This window comes from Eudoraea sp., from assembly GCF_049665975.1.
Lineage (GTDB): Bacteria > Bacteroidota > Bacteroidia > Flavobacteriales > Flavobacteriaceae > Eudoraea.
This window is the reverse complement of the sequence record NZ_JBATGR010000110.1, coordinates 1-14534: the sequence shown is the minus strand read 5'-3', so window position 1 is coordinate 14534 and position 14534 is coordinate 1. Positions and strand designations below refer to the sequence as shown.

Sequence of the window (14534 nt, the reverse complement as noted above, 5' to 3'; positions counted from 1 at the left end):
TCGTAGGTGGCGCAAGCTGTGACCCCGTTTTCAGATAGTGTTTTACTTCCTTAAAAAACCAGGGGTAGCCAATACTTGCCCGGCCAATCATAGCCCCGTCCAGTCCGTACTCATCTCGCATAATCCTGGCTGCTTCCGGGGTATCTACATCTCCATTTCCAAAGACCGGAATATGCATTCTTGAATTGTTTTTTACCTCAGCAATGGGCTTCCAGTCTGCATTGCCTTTATACATCTGTGCCCGGGTTCTTCCGTGAATAGCAATAGCCTTACAGCCTACATCCTGAAGCCGTTCTGCCACCTCAACAATTTTTATTGAATCGTGGTCCCATCCCAACCTGGTTTTAACCGTAACTGGCAGGTGGGTGTGCTTTACCATAGCCTCGGTAAGAGAAACCATTAAATCAATATCTTTTAAAATACCTGCACCCGCGCCTTTACTTACTACTTTTTTTACAGGACAGCCAAAGTTTATATCGATAATATCCGGTTTGGATTTCTCTACGATCTCAACGGAACGCAACATGGAATCCAGGTTTGCTCCAAAAATTTGAATCCCTACAGGCCGCTCTTTTTCATAAATATCCAACTTCATTACGCTTTTGGCCGCATCGCGTATAAGGCCTTCCGAAGATATAAACTCGGTATACACCAAATCTGCCCCCTGCTCCTTGCAAAGTGCCCGAAAAGGAGGGTCACTCACATCCTCCATGGGCGCGAGTAATAAGGGAAAATCCGGCAGAACTATGTCACCAATTTTTGGCATCTGTTATCTTTTAGCGCGACAAAATTAAAAATAAAGAAGGAACTAAAGGGTATTTATTCGTTATCAAGTCGTTGTAACTCGCTTTTCCGGAGGCTGCGGTTGTTGTTGTTCAGACGGTAATTGCCAAATTTATAGGTAAAGCCCAGGCGTACAAACCTGGTTTCAGGTCGCTCTCTAAGGGAATTGTCCTGGTTGGCATAACGCGACGTTAACCTGCCCCTGGCCATCCCAAGGAGGTCTTCCCCCGCAAGCGAAATTACCCCACGGTTATTCCATAGGGTTTTGCGCAATCCCACATTAAGTATGGCAATTTCAGATACTTTATACGAACCAAATAAAAAGCTGCTTAAATAGGTAAATGAAAGGTCTCCGGTAAAGGTGCCGTCTTTAGATAAGCTAAAGGTATTATTCAGATAACCATAATACCCGGTTACACTGTTTTTATAGGTATCAATAGTGCTTTCTTCCGCTAAAAAGGTTTCGTCTTCATAAAAAACAGTGTTGTAAAAATAAACGGACCAAAAGTTATTAATGGATGTTGAAATGGTAAAATCCAAGCCATAAGAGGTGCTTTTCTGCACATTCTGTTTACTCTCCCTCAGGATCTGGTTCTCGTTGTCCTGAAAAGTTAAGGTGCTGATATACCTGCCATTATCCCGGTAATAAACATCTATAAAATAGGTGTCCTTGATGGTGTAATTCAAATTGAAATTATGGCTGAAATTCGGAACGAGGTTGGGGTTCCCTTCCAGGTAATTATTTTCATTCAGAAAATAGCGAAACGGGTTCAGGTCAGAGTATTTTGGCCGGTCAATCTTCCTGCTGTAATCAAAGGTAATGCTATTCTCCTCGCCGAGCTTGCGGCTCAGGTAGAAGGATGGAAAAAGTTCAAAGTAGTTTTGCTTATTAATTTGCTGCAGCGTTATTGAGAACGACTCCACATTGGTTTGTTCTGCCCTTAGTCCCAACTTCAGGGCCCATTTCTCCCAATCGTGCGAATAGATACCATAGAGGGCATATACCCCTTCCCGATATTCAAAATTGTCTGATATGGCAATGTCAAAAGGAGGCAGGTTGTTGTTTACATCAAAATAATCAATGCCACTATCGGTGTTTATCCATGATCCCCGTATCCCGGTTTCAAAACTCCCGGATTCCAAAGGCAGGTAATAATCAACCCTTGATGTAAAAATATTAATGTCCTGCATGGCATCTGTGGCAAAGGTAAAATTCCTCAAAAAAGTACCCGCAGGATCAAAATAATCTGAAGAACCCCGCTGCAGGCGGGACAGGTCATAATACGTATAATGCACATTGGCCTTAAGGTTCTCTCCTTCCTTCTTTAGTTTCCGTTCATAATTAAGATCAAAACTAAGGTTCACCATGTCCTCATCAATGGAACTTAGGGTCTGCATGGTAGAATCGAGTACACCGGCCCCGTTTTGCATTTCGGTGCTTATCTCGTTAACGATTTCCTTGTTTGGGGAAAAGCTCAGGTTGGAGGTGAAATTTAATAGATCGCGCTCGGAAGGTTTATAATCAAACATTAAATTAAGCTGCTGATCCTGGGATCGGATAGTCTCCTCAATGTCTGTATTCCAGCGGGCAAATACCTCATCCTGATCATTGATAAAGTTAACTCGACCGTCCCCGCTTTTAAATTCTTTTCTTGGATTGATGGTATAGTTCAGGAAAATACCAACCTTGTCGTTTTTGAAATAATGACTGGTACCAAAACTGTATTTTGGAAATACGCCCTGGGTATATTGCCCCCTGACATTGCCTTTATAACCCGGAGTTACATTTTCTTTGGTGCGGATATTTAGAATGGAACCTTCCCCGGCTTCAAAACTCGCAGGCGGATTTGGAATGACCTCTACAGATGAGATCATTTCCCCGGAGAGTCCCTTTAAAAATTCCTGTACTTCAAGTGGGGATAATTGCACTTTGCGATCGTTGAGGTACACCGTGGCGTTTCGTCCTCTGATTTCCAGGTTATCCTGCATAACAATCACACCGGGGGCATTCCGCAGAATATCCCAGGAGTTGCCTTCCCCTAAAACGGTATTTTCAACATTAAAAACGATGCGATCCGCCTTTCGCTCAATAATAGGTTTTGTCCCGGTCACCACCACCTCATTTAGATTCTGCTCAATGGGTTCTAATACCAGGGCTCCAATTTTAAGGTTTGATTTTATCTCCAGGGGGACTAAAAGCGACAGGTATCCGAAGTATTTTGCCTGTAAATAGTAGACATCGGGCTCTATGTTTTTTAAGCTAAACTTACCGTTATCATCTGCGGAAATTCCTTTTACCTGGGTACTGTCCGGTACCTGTAGCAGCATTACATTAGCATATGGAAGTGGCTTCCCATCGGTATCCCTAACAGACCCGTTTACCTCAAAGGTCTGGCTGGTAATGGCTAAGGGTAATATTCCCAAAACGAATAGTAAGGAAAATCTCACAGTTGGTAGGTTAGCCAGCAAAGCTATAAAATTATTTGATTTTAACCTTAAAAAACAGCCCTGATTGTTGCCAGGTCTTTTTTGTATTGTCCTGTTCCAGTATATGTTTTCTTACAAAATAAGGTGCATACAAGGCCGCTGCAGGTATTTTAGCCGGGAATCAGAAGGTGATGGGCGCTTTCAGGGTTTCACCCTTCCGTAGTACCCGTACCGTAGTGGTATCTCCAGGTTCAAAAGCCGATAAGGCCCGCATATAGCTCATCATATTCACAACGGTACTATCTCCAAGTTGAACAACAATATCTCCTTTTTCTAAACCTGCTTTTTGCGCTGGTCTGTCTTCACTTATTCCATCAATGCGCATGCCCTTACCATCAAACAGATAGTCGGGGATTACCCCTAGCGTTACTTTAAACCTGGGTACTTCTTCGCTTTCATTTTTGGTTTTTCTAAAAGCCAGTTTCTTATCATCATCCAATTCCTGAACCAGGCTGAACAAATACATGCTAATTAATCGCATTCCCTCATAATTCAATTTTTCTGCATCATCTGTTGGCTTATGATAATCTTCATGCTGGCCCGTAAAAAAATGTAAAACCGGGATATCTTGCAAATAGAATGAAGTATGGTCAGAAGGGCCTACTCCAGATTCTTTTAACACCAGCTTAAACCCCGGATTAGAAGCGTTTAATACCTGGGGCCAGATTGGAGAAGTACCGGTACCACTAACTGAAAGCGTTTTGTCTTCCCTTAGCCTGCCCACCATATCCAGGTTAAGCATATAGGAAACCTCTCCAAGGTTAAGCGTAGGGTTTTTTGTATAAAAATTGGAGCCTAATAGTCCCATTTCCTCACCAGAAAAAGTGATAAACAGATAGTTTGTAGAAAGTTTAGTTTCCTTTATCTTGTTTGCCAAATCAAGGAGCACTGCCACGCCGCTGGCATTATCATCTGCACCATTGTGAACTTCAGGTTCACCTCTGTGTAATGAGCCTTCACCTCCCAATCCCAAATGGTCATAATGCGCGCCTATCACAACGGTATTCAGAGATTTATTATTGATAAAACCAATGACATTGGTCCCGGTTATTGTGCTATCACCGGCCTCCTGAAAACCTACTTGCTGATGCGGGTCTTTCTTTGGTTTAAAAGTAAAGGTTTGGTAATATGTCCCTGCATTTCCTTTGGGTTCAAGTCCCATTTCGGCCATTTGTCCCATTATATACTCCGCAGCTTTGAGTTCTTCTTCAGTCCCGGTTTCCCTGCCTTTAAATTCATCGCTTGCAAGGACCTTAACCTCTTCTTCCATAGAGGCTATTTTGGGTGCTTCGGTTTTACATCCGAAGGCTAATATAAAAAATACGCCTAGAACTATTTTTTTCATCAGTTTTACATCTAATTTTGTTCAAAATTAAGCATCCTATGAAAACTTTGGCATCCTTATTCATTTTATTGGCTTTTTTTAGTTGTAAAACCGAATCCAAAAAAACACTTCCCGATAAGGATAAACCCGTCTCCGTAATGGCCGGGTCCGATACCCTGATTTATGAAGAAGAAAAGCACTTTAAGTCTATACGCCAGGTCACTTTTGGCGGGGACAACGCTGAAGCTTACTGGAGTTTTGACGATAGTAAATTAGTTTTTCAATCAAATAATGCTGCATGGGGAATGCAGTGCGACCAGATGTTTCTCATGAAGTCTGAGGAGACTTTCAAAGATAGTCAACCTCCTATGATAAGCACAGGAATGGGGCGTACCACCTGTGCCTATTTTCTGCCTGATAACGAGCATATCGTATATGCATCCACACATTTAGTGAACAAAGAATGCCCTGAAGTTCCCTTGCGTAAAAACGGGAAATACGTTTGGCCGGTATATGATTCCTTCGACATATTTGTGGCTGATTTAAATGGCAATGTTGTTACTCAGCTTACCAACGAACCCGGCTATGACGCGGAAGCTACGGTTTCTCCGCAGGGAGATAAGATAGTATTTACTTCTACCAGAAGTGGGGATCTTGAGCTGTATACCATGAACTTAGATGGTACAGAAGTTTTACAAATAACAGATGAGTTGGGTTATGACGGAGGTGCCTTTTTCTCACCAGACGGCACAAAAATTATTTTCCGGGCTTCAAGGCCAAAAACAGATGAAGCCATAACCGAATATAAAGAATTGCTTGCCCAGGGTTTGGTGCAGCCAACAGAAATGGAACTTTTTATATGTAATTCCGACGGTAGCGATTTAAAACAACTAACTTTTCTTGGGAATGCCAACTGGAGTCCTTTCTTTCATCCATCAGGGGAAAAGATTCTATTTTCCAGTAATTTTGAGGCCGAAAAAGGCTTTCCTTTTAATCTCTATCTTATTGATATAGATGGAAAGAATTTGGAACGGGTTACACATGGAAAAACTTTTGATGCTTTTCCGGTATTTTCTAATAATGGCAAATTCCTGGCTTTTTCAAGTAACCGTAATAATGGCGGAACCCGCGATACCAATTTGTTTATTGCCGAGTGGCAGGATTAAGAAGCAGAAAACTGTATCTTTGCAGCCAATTTGAAATAGCCTGAGTAAGAAAATGAAACACATTCGTAATTTCTGTATTATCGCCCATATAGACCATGGTAAGAGTACTTTGGCAGACAGGCTGTTAGATTTTACTGGTTCTGTAACGGAAAGGGAAAAGAAAGAACAGCTTCTGGATAATATGGATCTGGAGCGCGAGCGTGGAATTACCATTAAGAGTCATGCTATTCAAATGGAATACGAACACGAAGGCCAGGATTATATTCTTAATTTAATAGACACGCCCGGCCATGTAGACTTCTCCTATGAAGTATCGCGTTCAATAGCGGCATGTGAAGGTGCCCTTTTGGTGGTTGATGCAGCCCAGAGTATACAGGCGCAAACCATTTCAAATTTATACCTCGCTCTGGAGAATGATCTCGAAATTATTCCGGTATTAAATAAGGTCGATCTGCCTAGTGCCAGTCCGGAAGAAGTAACAGATGATATTGTAGAATTATTGGGGTGTAAACCCGAAGAGGTAATCCCGGCCAGTGCTAAAACCGGCATTGGTATTGGAGATATTTTAACTGCTATTATAGATCGTATCCCTCCTCCGAAAGGGAATATAGATGAGCCCTTACAGGCCTTGGTTTTTGATTCCGTTTATAATTCTTTCAGGGGGGTGGAAACTTATTTCAAGGTTATTAATGGTGTGATCAAAAAAGGACAGAAAATTAAGTTTGTTGCTACAGATAAAACTTATTTCGCTGACGAAGTAGGCACTCTGAAACTTACCCAGGAGCCTAAACCCGAAATTAGAGCGGGAGATGTAGGCTACGTGATTACCGGAATAAAGGATGCAAGGGAAGTAAAAGTTGGGGATACCATTACAGATGCAGTACATCCAACCAAAAACGCTATTGCCGGTTTTGAAGATGTAAAACCAATGGTATTTGCCGGTATTTACCCTGTAGATACAGAAGATTACGAAGAACTGCGATCCTCCATGGAAAAGTTGCAGCTCAATGATGCTTCTTTAGTTTTTACTCCGGAAAGCAGCGCAGCACTCGGATTTGGTTTTCGTTGTGGTTTCCTCGGAATGCTCCATATGGAGATCATCCAGGAACGTTTGGAGCGTGAATTTGACATGACGGTTATTACTACGGTACCAAACGTTAGTTATCATGCCTTTACTACAAAAGACCCGGATACCCCCTTGATTGTGAATAACCCGAGTGACCTTCCCGATCCTTCTACCGTAGCAAGGGTTGAAGAACCTTATATAAAAGCCACAATAATTACCAAATCAGATTTTGTAGGAAATGTAATGTCTCTTTGTATAGATAAGCGGGGCCAGATTACCAATCAGACCTATCTCACTCCGGAGAGGGTTGAATTAAATTTTGACATGCCCCTTGCAGAGATCGTGTTTGATTTCTACGACAGGCTTAAGACAGTTTCTAAAGGTTATGCATCCTTTGATTACTCTCCTATTGGTATGCGGGTATCTAAACTGGTGCGGGTTGATATTTTGTTGAATGCACAACCTGTTGATGCTTTGTCTGCTCTTATACATTTTGATAATGCCCATTATATAGGCAAAAGAATGTGTGAAAAGTTAAAGGAATTAATTCCAAGGCAACAGTTTGATATTCCGATACAAGCTGCTATCGGCGCCAAAATTATTTCGCGCGAGACCATAAAAGCCCTGCGAAAGGATGTAACCGCTAAATGTTATGGTGGTGATATCTCGAGAAAGCGAAAATTATAGGAAAAACAAAAGAAAGGTAAAAAACGAATGCGCCAGGTAGGTAATGTTGAAATCCCTCAGCAGGCGTTTATGGCTGTTCTTAAATTAAACGATTAGGTTTCTTCAATTCGCCTACAATTTATGTAAGTAAATACAATATTTTTATCTTCGCTTAGTTATTAGTTAAACTTAAAATCCCCCTGTTAATGACAACTTATATTGCCGAATTCCGTGCCGTACATAAGCTAATAAAGATTGTGCAACATCCTGTTTTTACATGGAAACAGGAGGGTGGCGAAATTGACCCTGAACTACTACAGGGAAAAATAAAAAGAGAGTCTTCTGTTCATTTTTACAACTTACTGGCAGGCGAAAAACACAATGTTACTTTAGAAGATATTTCTGTAGAAATTACCAAAACTGCCCAATTTAATGGTTAGTCCATCTCTGGTTTAATTCAATAATTTAATAATAGCTATAGGTTCAAATAGGCTTTCTCGACAAATATTTCTAAATTGATTGCGCTTTAGATTGTATTTGAAAAATGAGAAAATTCTGGCTCCATATACTTTTTTTCTTCCTCACATCAATGCTATTAGCGCAGGAAAGCAAGCTTACTACCGAGCAATGGGCCACCCTTGAAATTACACTTAGCAGCCAATCAGACTATAAAAATCCTTATACAGATGTTTCGGTTTGGGCGGAATTTACAAACCAAAACAATGACACCCTTAAAAGACCAGCTTTTTGGGACGGAGACAATATTTGGAAAATACGATTTACTTCTCCCGATACTATCAGCACCTGGAAATGGCTTTCATATGCATCTGATAAACAAGACGAAGGTCTTCATGGAGCAACTGGTTCTGTTAGTTCCAAACCCTACAGTGGAGACAACCAACTACTCGCTAACGGTTTACTAAAAATGGCGGAGGGGTACCGCAACATAGTACAACATTCCGGTAAATCTTTTTTAGTAGTTGGAGACACTCCCTGGGCAATTCCTTTTCGGGCAACGGCAGACCAGGTAACTACTTATGCTCAGGACAGGCAAAAAAAGGGTTTTAATGCTGCTTTGCTAATGAGCTTACAACCAGACATGAATGCTATCGGGCCCAATGAAAGGAATACTTCTCAAGGCTTTAAAAGAGCTTTTGAAGACCTATCTGATGGGCATATTAATAGTATGAATCCTTCCTATTTTCAGACTTTAGATCAGATTATAGATATCCTTATTGCGCATGAGATTGTTCCGGTTTATCAGCCTGTATTTCATGGTTTTGGTTGGAAAGGCCTTAAAGTGCTTGGAAACACTATAAATCCTGAGGAATATGTTCGCTATTGCAAATATCTCCTTGCGCGCTACGGTAGCAAACCTGCCATTTGGCTTATTGCAGGAGACCATGACGGTAATGATCCGGGAGTTAAGGAAAGCGGAGAAATGTTTCAGCAATGGGACAGTTATGGCCAACCCACCGGACTGCATTATAATCCATGTGATGATTATGTTGCTGAGTGGGCCGTAAATGACCCTGGCAAACATTGTATGCACTTTAATAAGACACATCAGGATAAAGATTGGCTGGATTTTCAATGGGCCCAAACGGGGCATGATGGAGCTCACCTATATCATAAAGTGGAGAAGATGTACGCTAATCTTCCCACCAAAGGGGTGGCTAATGGGGAGCCTACCTATGAAGGAATGAACGATGGTAAAAATGGACTGGGCTGGTGGCAGGGTGAGGAAGCCTGGATGCAATTAATGAGCGGGGGCACTATGGGAATTGTATACGGCGCAGCCAGTCTGTGGCAATGGAAAATAACTGCAGAAGAGGAGGGCTGGACCGCCTGGTCTTCTCAATCTAAGTCCTGGAAAGAAGCTTTGTATATGGAAGGCTCTATATATGCCGGAATGGTAGGTAAAATTTTGTCTTCAATAGATATGACCAATATAGAAAAGCGCTGGGATTTGGCGGATGGAAAACCCTTACTGGCTAAACCCGGATCTTTATATATTTCATTTTTAAAAGAAGGTGGTGAAATTGAAATTAAATCCTTAAACAAGGGAAAGGGCCTGCAATTTAATTGGATAAACCCTAAAAATGGTGAGGTTGTTGATTCTGGCAGTGCTGACTCCGGCAAATTTAATGCTCCGGATAATAACCCCTGGGTTTTAATTATTAATTAGGTCTTAAAGATTACGAACTACATGTTTCAGTTTGTTTTGTCTAAATCAAACATCTTACCCAGATAAACCAGTTTAGATCCGTCTGAAATTGATTCAGAGTTTGCACCGGACGAGGATATGATAGATACCTTCCCATCCGAAGCTTTTAGAAAAACCGGGATAATCTCGTCATCTTCTTTGGTAATATTAAGTAGTTTTTTGTAATGGTTGGCATTCTTTAGTTCTATTTCGTGAAGCGCAGGATAACGTCTGGTAACTTCCATCATTTTAATAAAATCATCATTCTGTGAGAACAGGCCTTCCTTAGGGTTTTTGTCAGGGTCGTTCATCTCATCAGCACTGACAAGTCTGAAGGAACCATTTTCTCCTAATTGATCCTTAAACTTGTCAATGGCATATTCATTTATTTCAGGACTACCTGTAAGTGCCATTAAATATCCCATATCATTAAGCTCTATATCATCTGTAAGGGTGTCTGAATACACATCGGCCACCATGGCCTCTAGTCCAAGTTTTTTTGCCTGATCAATATTAGCATAGTTAGTGTCTATCAAAACCACATGCCTGTTGTTCTTCTTCAGGTAACTGGCAAGAAGCCTGGACGTTTTGGATGCGCCTAAAATTAAAATTCCTTCAGAGTGTTTTAGAAATACTCCCACCCATTTTGCAAAGAGCCTGGCTGTTGTAGCGTTTAAAAGAACGGTCCCTAATACAATCATAAAGACCAGCGGGGTAATATATTCAGCTCCGGGTTCGCCCTTTAGAAGCAATTTGGAGCCAAAAAGTGATGCAATACCTGCAGCTACAATCCCCCTGGGGCCAACCCAGCTTATAAAAAGTTTTTCATTCAATTTTAAACCAGAGCCTTTTGTGCTTAGAAAAACCCCAATAGGCCGAATCACAAAGACGATTACCAGGAATATAATCACAGTGTTCCAGTTGTAAATCAACTCCATATCACTGATGTTAATATTAGCCGCCAGCAAAATAAAGAGGATAGAAATAAGCAACACACTTAGGGATTCCTTGAAATACAACAGCTCTTTAAGGTTTGGCAGGTCCATATTGCCCATAACCATGCCCATAACCACCACTGCAAGAAGACCGGATTCGTGTGCCAAAATATCTGATTCCACAAAAACTAAAAGAACAACAGAGAGCGACACCACATTAGACAAATAGTGAGGCACGTATTTCTTTCTGATAATAAACGCCAGCGCATGGGCGAAAGTGAAGCCAAAAGTAGTTCCAAAAAGTAAAATCTTACCAAAATCTATTAATGCTGTTTTTGTATATTCCTGTCCTTCGCCAACACTGATAAATTCAAATACAAGTACTGCCACCAATGCGCCAATAGGGTCAATTAATATTCCCTCCCATTTTAGAACTGCGGAAACATCTTTTTTCAAAGGAATATTTCGAAGGATTGGAGTAATAACTGTAGGACCGGTAACAACGATCAGAGCTGAAAATAAAAAAGATATTTTCCAGCTAAGGCCAAAAATAAAATGAGCCGCAACGCCACCTCCAAAAAAAGTAACCAGCGTTCCCACGGTTATTAGTTTGGTAATTACAGGGCCTACATTTTTAATTTCAGAGCGTTTTAAGGTTAAGCCCCCTTCAAATAATATAATGCTTATTGCAAGTGAAAGGAAATAGTATAAGCCCTCTCCGGGGAAAAGTCCTTTTTCCCCATTCCATACCGGTTCAATGAGTTTAGAACCATCCTCTGTATATAAAGTAGCTATAGGCCCTACAAGTAGACCAATTAGAATTAGAGGCAAAATGGCTGGCAGTTTTAAACGCCATGCAAACCACTGTGCAATGATCCCTAAAATAATTATTCCGGCAAGTTCTAACATCTTTTTCCTTTGGCTTTAAAAATAGTAATTAAAATGAATACCGATTAGCAATAGATCAAGAAATAGAATTTCAAATGTTTATAACACATAAGTGCGGATAATAATTCAAGGACGTGCTTATTTGGAATTTTAATTCATCGATCATAATAGGTATATAAGTGTTATATTGAGGCAAAATACTCCTAATGAAAACGCATCCCCATCCTTTTAAGAGAATTCTATTCGGTTTTGCGTTTTCGCCTACGCTGGAAATAAATATTCTGGAAACCACCCGAATCACACATTTTTTTAATGCCAAATTAATTCTACTCCATGTTGGTAAAAAAACGGAGAAAAAATTAGATATTATAAATGCACTCCTGAAGAAAATTGACTTCCCGGATGATGCCATAGAAGTTCATTGGGAAGAGGGAAAACCAGTCTCAGTAATTTTGGAGGCCTGTACAAAATTTAATATCGACTTATTGGTACTAGGTGCGTTGCAACATGAAAATATGTATCGATTCTATGTGGGAAGTATAGCCAGAAATCTGACCCGAAAAGTAAACTGTTCGGTTTTGTTGCTTATAAAACCTTCGGCAGAACGCATGCCCTGTAAACATATTGTGGTAAATGGCCTGGATGCGCCGGAAACCCCGGTAGCCATATTGGATGCGTTCTATGCGGCAAATGCATTTGGCGCACAACAGATTACGATTGTAGAAGAGATCAGTCAACAAGAAATTCATGTCACAGTTGAGGATGATCGATCCTTAATGAAAGCGAATATCGTGAAGGAAAGACTGAAGCACAGGGAAGAATCCAGGGTGCGTAAAATCCTGAAAAGTCTGCCAGAGGCTTTTTTAAAAAACATCAAAATTAAAACACAAAGTATTTTTGGAAAAAGAGGGTATTCCATAGGCCATTACGCCGAAATAGTGCGCGCAGATTTACTGGTAATGAACGCCCCTAAGAAGACAGGTCTGTTAGATCGAATTTTCAGACATGACCTGGAATATATTTTATCAGATTTACCCACCGATTTATTGATTATCCGTAAATAACCTTGAGCGCCAAAACCAACAAAACCGGTATTATTTTTCAAACCCTGTCTAAAAATATTTTTTCAGGCTTTGTAGTGTCTCTTATTGCACTACCTCTGGGCCTGGGATTGGCTTTAGCAAGTGAGGCTCCTCCTATTTCAGGCATAATCGCTGCAGTTGTTGGGGGGGTTATCGTTTCTTTGCTGGGGGGCTCAAAAGTTACCATTGCCGGGCCTGGTAATGGGCTGGTTATTGTATTGTTAGCTGCAATTGGCACCCTCGGCGGGGGTGATTTGTACCAGGGCTACTTATTCACTTTAGCCGCCATAGTAATGTCTGGAGTATTGATGCTGCTTCTGGGGTTTTTAAAAATGGGGCGTTTGGCCAATTTCTTCCCGGCTTCAGCTATTCAGGGGATGCTTGCCGCAATTGGAATAGGTATTCTGGCAAAACAATTTCATATTATGGTGGGCCATAACAATGAAACAGGAACCATCATTGAGTTATTGCTTGCAATCCCAAATGACTTTGTGGATTTGATAAATACTGCAGACATTAATATGCTTTTTGCCTCAGGAATAGGATTAGTAGGTCTGTTAATCATGGTTTTCTATTCTAAAATCAGGAATAAATACTTTCAGTTAATCCCTGCGCCTATGTGGATATTAATTCTCTCCGTTGGTCTGAGTTACTTTTATGCGCTTCTTGGCAAACCGTATCCAATTTCGGTAGATTACCTGGTATCCATTCCTGATGATGTCCTGACTAATCTGGCCTTTCCGGATTTTGGAAGGATAATGGACAGAGAATTTATCCTTGCCGTCTTTGCTATTACCCTTATTGCAAGCATAGAATCCCTGTTAAGTATAAAGGCCGTGGATAAGCTAGATCCGTTAATGCGAAGATCTAATGTAAATAAAGACCTGAAAGCGCTTGGACTGGCCACCGTTATTAGCGGATTATTAGGAGGCCTGAATGTGGTAACCGTAATTGCCCGTAGTTCGGTGAATGTAAATAATGGGGCGACCAACAAGTCTGCAAATTTCTTCCACGCCATGTTTTTGTTAGGCTTTGTCCTTATTTTTCAAGAGCAGCTCAGGCGGATTCCCCTGGCGGCTCTGGCGGCCATTTTGGTGTATACCGGGTATAAATTGGCCAATCCTGAATCCTTTAGAAAAATTATACGGATAGGGAAAGAACAAGTGCTAATCTTTTTAACCACTTTAATCACCACATTATTTACAAACCTGATTACCGGAATAGCAGCAGGGATCCTGGTTACCTTTATCATTCATATGATTATAAATAAAAGTATTTCCCTGTTCTTCAGTAATTTGTTTAAACCTAATATTCTCCTTTTTAAAGAAGAGGATGAAGGGAACTTTTATTTGAGCATAAAATATTTTTGCAGCTTCCTTAATTTTCACAAACTAAAGAATAAACTAGACGTAGTACCGGAAAGTATGGATCTGGTTGTCGATTTTTCAATGTGCAGTTTCGTGGATCACACGGTGCTGGAAGGTCTGGAGAACTACGGTGCTGCTTTTAATAAAAAAGGGGGAAGCATAGAACTCATTGGATTGGATAAACATGAGGCAGATTCCTTTCACCCCTTCGCTATTCGGAAGATTTTACCCGTTGCAGCGCTAAAACCAATTGAACGGTATTTTACAAAAAGACAAAAAGACCTCGAAGAAGCGGCCAGGGATTATGACTGGAGGTATATGGCTAAAAAGAACACCGATACTTCATTTTTAGAGAATTTTGTATTCTTTCATACCCGCGAAATTGCTTATTTCTATAACCTTTTAAAGGATGCTAAAAATGGCTGTAGCGTCTTTGACCTGGAGTGGACTGAAGGTGCTTTTATCGCAAAAGAAGTCGTTAAAACTACCATGATGCATATCAAATTAGATGTTGAAATCCCGGTATTTACTCTGGATAAGGAAGGTTTGTTGCAATTAATTTAT

9 protein-coding genes and 1 pseudogene are annotated in these 14534 nt (G+C 40.7%); 6 read left to right on the top strand and 4 right to left on the bottom strand.

The window, feature by feature from the left end; translation table 11 throughout:
* From WBN20_RS04470 to WBN20_RS04460, 3 genes are all read right to left on the bottom strand, one after another.
* A partial coding sequence (locus WBN20_RS04470; protein ID WP_424280850.1) for a tRNA dihydrouridine synthase occupies positions 1-766 on the bottom strand: 766 nt, incomplete at its 3' end.
* Between the two features lie 53 nt (positions 767-819).
* Positions 820-3231: an outer membrane beta-barrel protein gene (locus WBN20_RS04465; protein WP_424280849.1), complete on the bottom strand. Its 2412-nt coding sequence runs from the start codon at positions 3229-3231 to the stop codon at positions 820-822.
* A gap of 160 nt (positions 3232-3391) precedes the next feature.
* Complete coding sequence (locus tag WBN20_RS04460) at positions 3392-4615, bottom strand: M28 family peptidase (protein ID WP_424280848.1); 1224 nt, start codon at positions 4613-4615, stop codon at positions 3392-3394.
* A 38-nt stretch (positions 4616-4653) separates the two neighbouring features.
* Here WBN20_RS04460 and WBN20_RS04455 point away from each other — a divergent pair, with 38 nt between their 5' ends.
* From WBN20_RS04455 to WBN20_RS04440, 4 genes and pseudogenes are all read left to right on the top strand, one after another.
* Positions 4654-5760 carry a TolB family protein gene (locus WBN20_RS04455; protein WP_424280847.1) on the top strand — a complete coding sequence of 369 codons (1107 nt, stop codon included), beginning with the start codon at positions 4654-4656 and terminating at the stop codon, positions 5758-5760.
* A gap of 52 nt (positions 5761-5812) precedes the next feature.
* A pseudogene (gene lepA, locus WBN20_RS04450) lies at positions 5813-7609 on the top strand (translation elongation factor 4).
* Between the two features lie 89 nt (positions 7610-7698).
* Positions 7699-7932, top strand: coding sequence for a GTP-binding protein LepA (locus WBN20_RS04445; protein WP_424280846.1), 234 nt, complete (start codon positions 7699-7701; stop codon positions 7930-7932).
* Positions 7933-8036: 104 nt separating this feature from the next.
* Positions 8037-9680: a DUF4038 domain-containing protein gene (locus WBN20_RS04440; protein WP_424280845.1), complete on the top strand. Its 1644-nt coding sequence runs from the start codon at positions 8037-8039 to the stop codon at positions 9678-9680.
* Between the two features lie 26 nt (positions 9681-9706).
* Here the strand turns inward: WBN20_RS04440 and WBN20_RS04435 are convergent, their stop codons facing one another.
* Positions 9707-11542 (bottom strand): cation:proton antiporter, encoded by a 1836-nt coding sequence (locus tag WBN20_RS04435; RefSeq protein ID WP_424280844.1) that lies wholly within the window; start codon positions 11540-11542, stop codon positions 9707-9709.
* Positions 11543-11727: 185 nt separating this feature from the next.
* Between WBN20_RS04435 and WBN20_RS04430 the strand changes: the two genes are divergently transcribed.
* A complete protein-coding gene (locus WBN20_RS04430) occupies positions 11728-12585 on the top strand; it encodes a universal stress protein (RefSeq protein WP_424271422.1) in 858 nt (285 codons plus the stop codon).
* Between the two features lie 2 nt (positions 12586-12587).
* A partial coding sequence (locus tag WBN20_RS04425) for a SulP family inorganic anion transporter (RefSeq protein WP_424280843.1) occupies positions 12588-14534 on the top strand: 1947 nt, incomplete at its 3' end.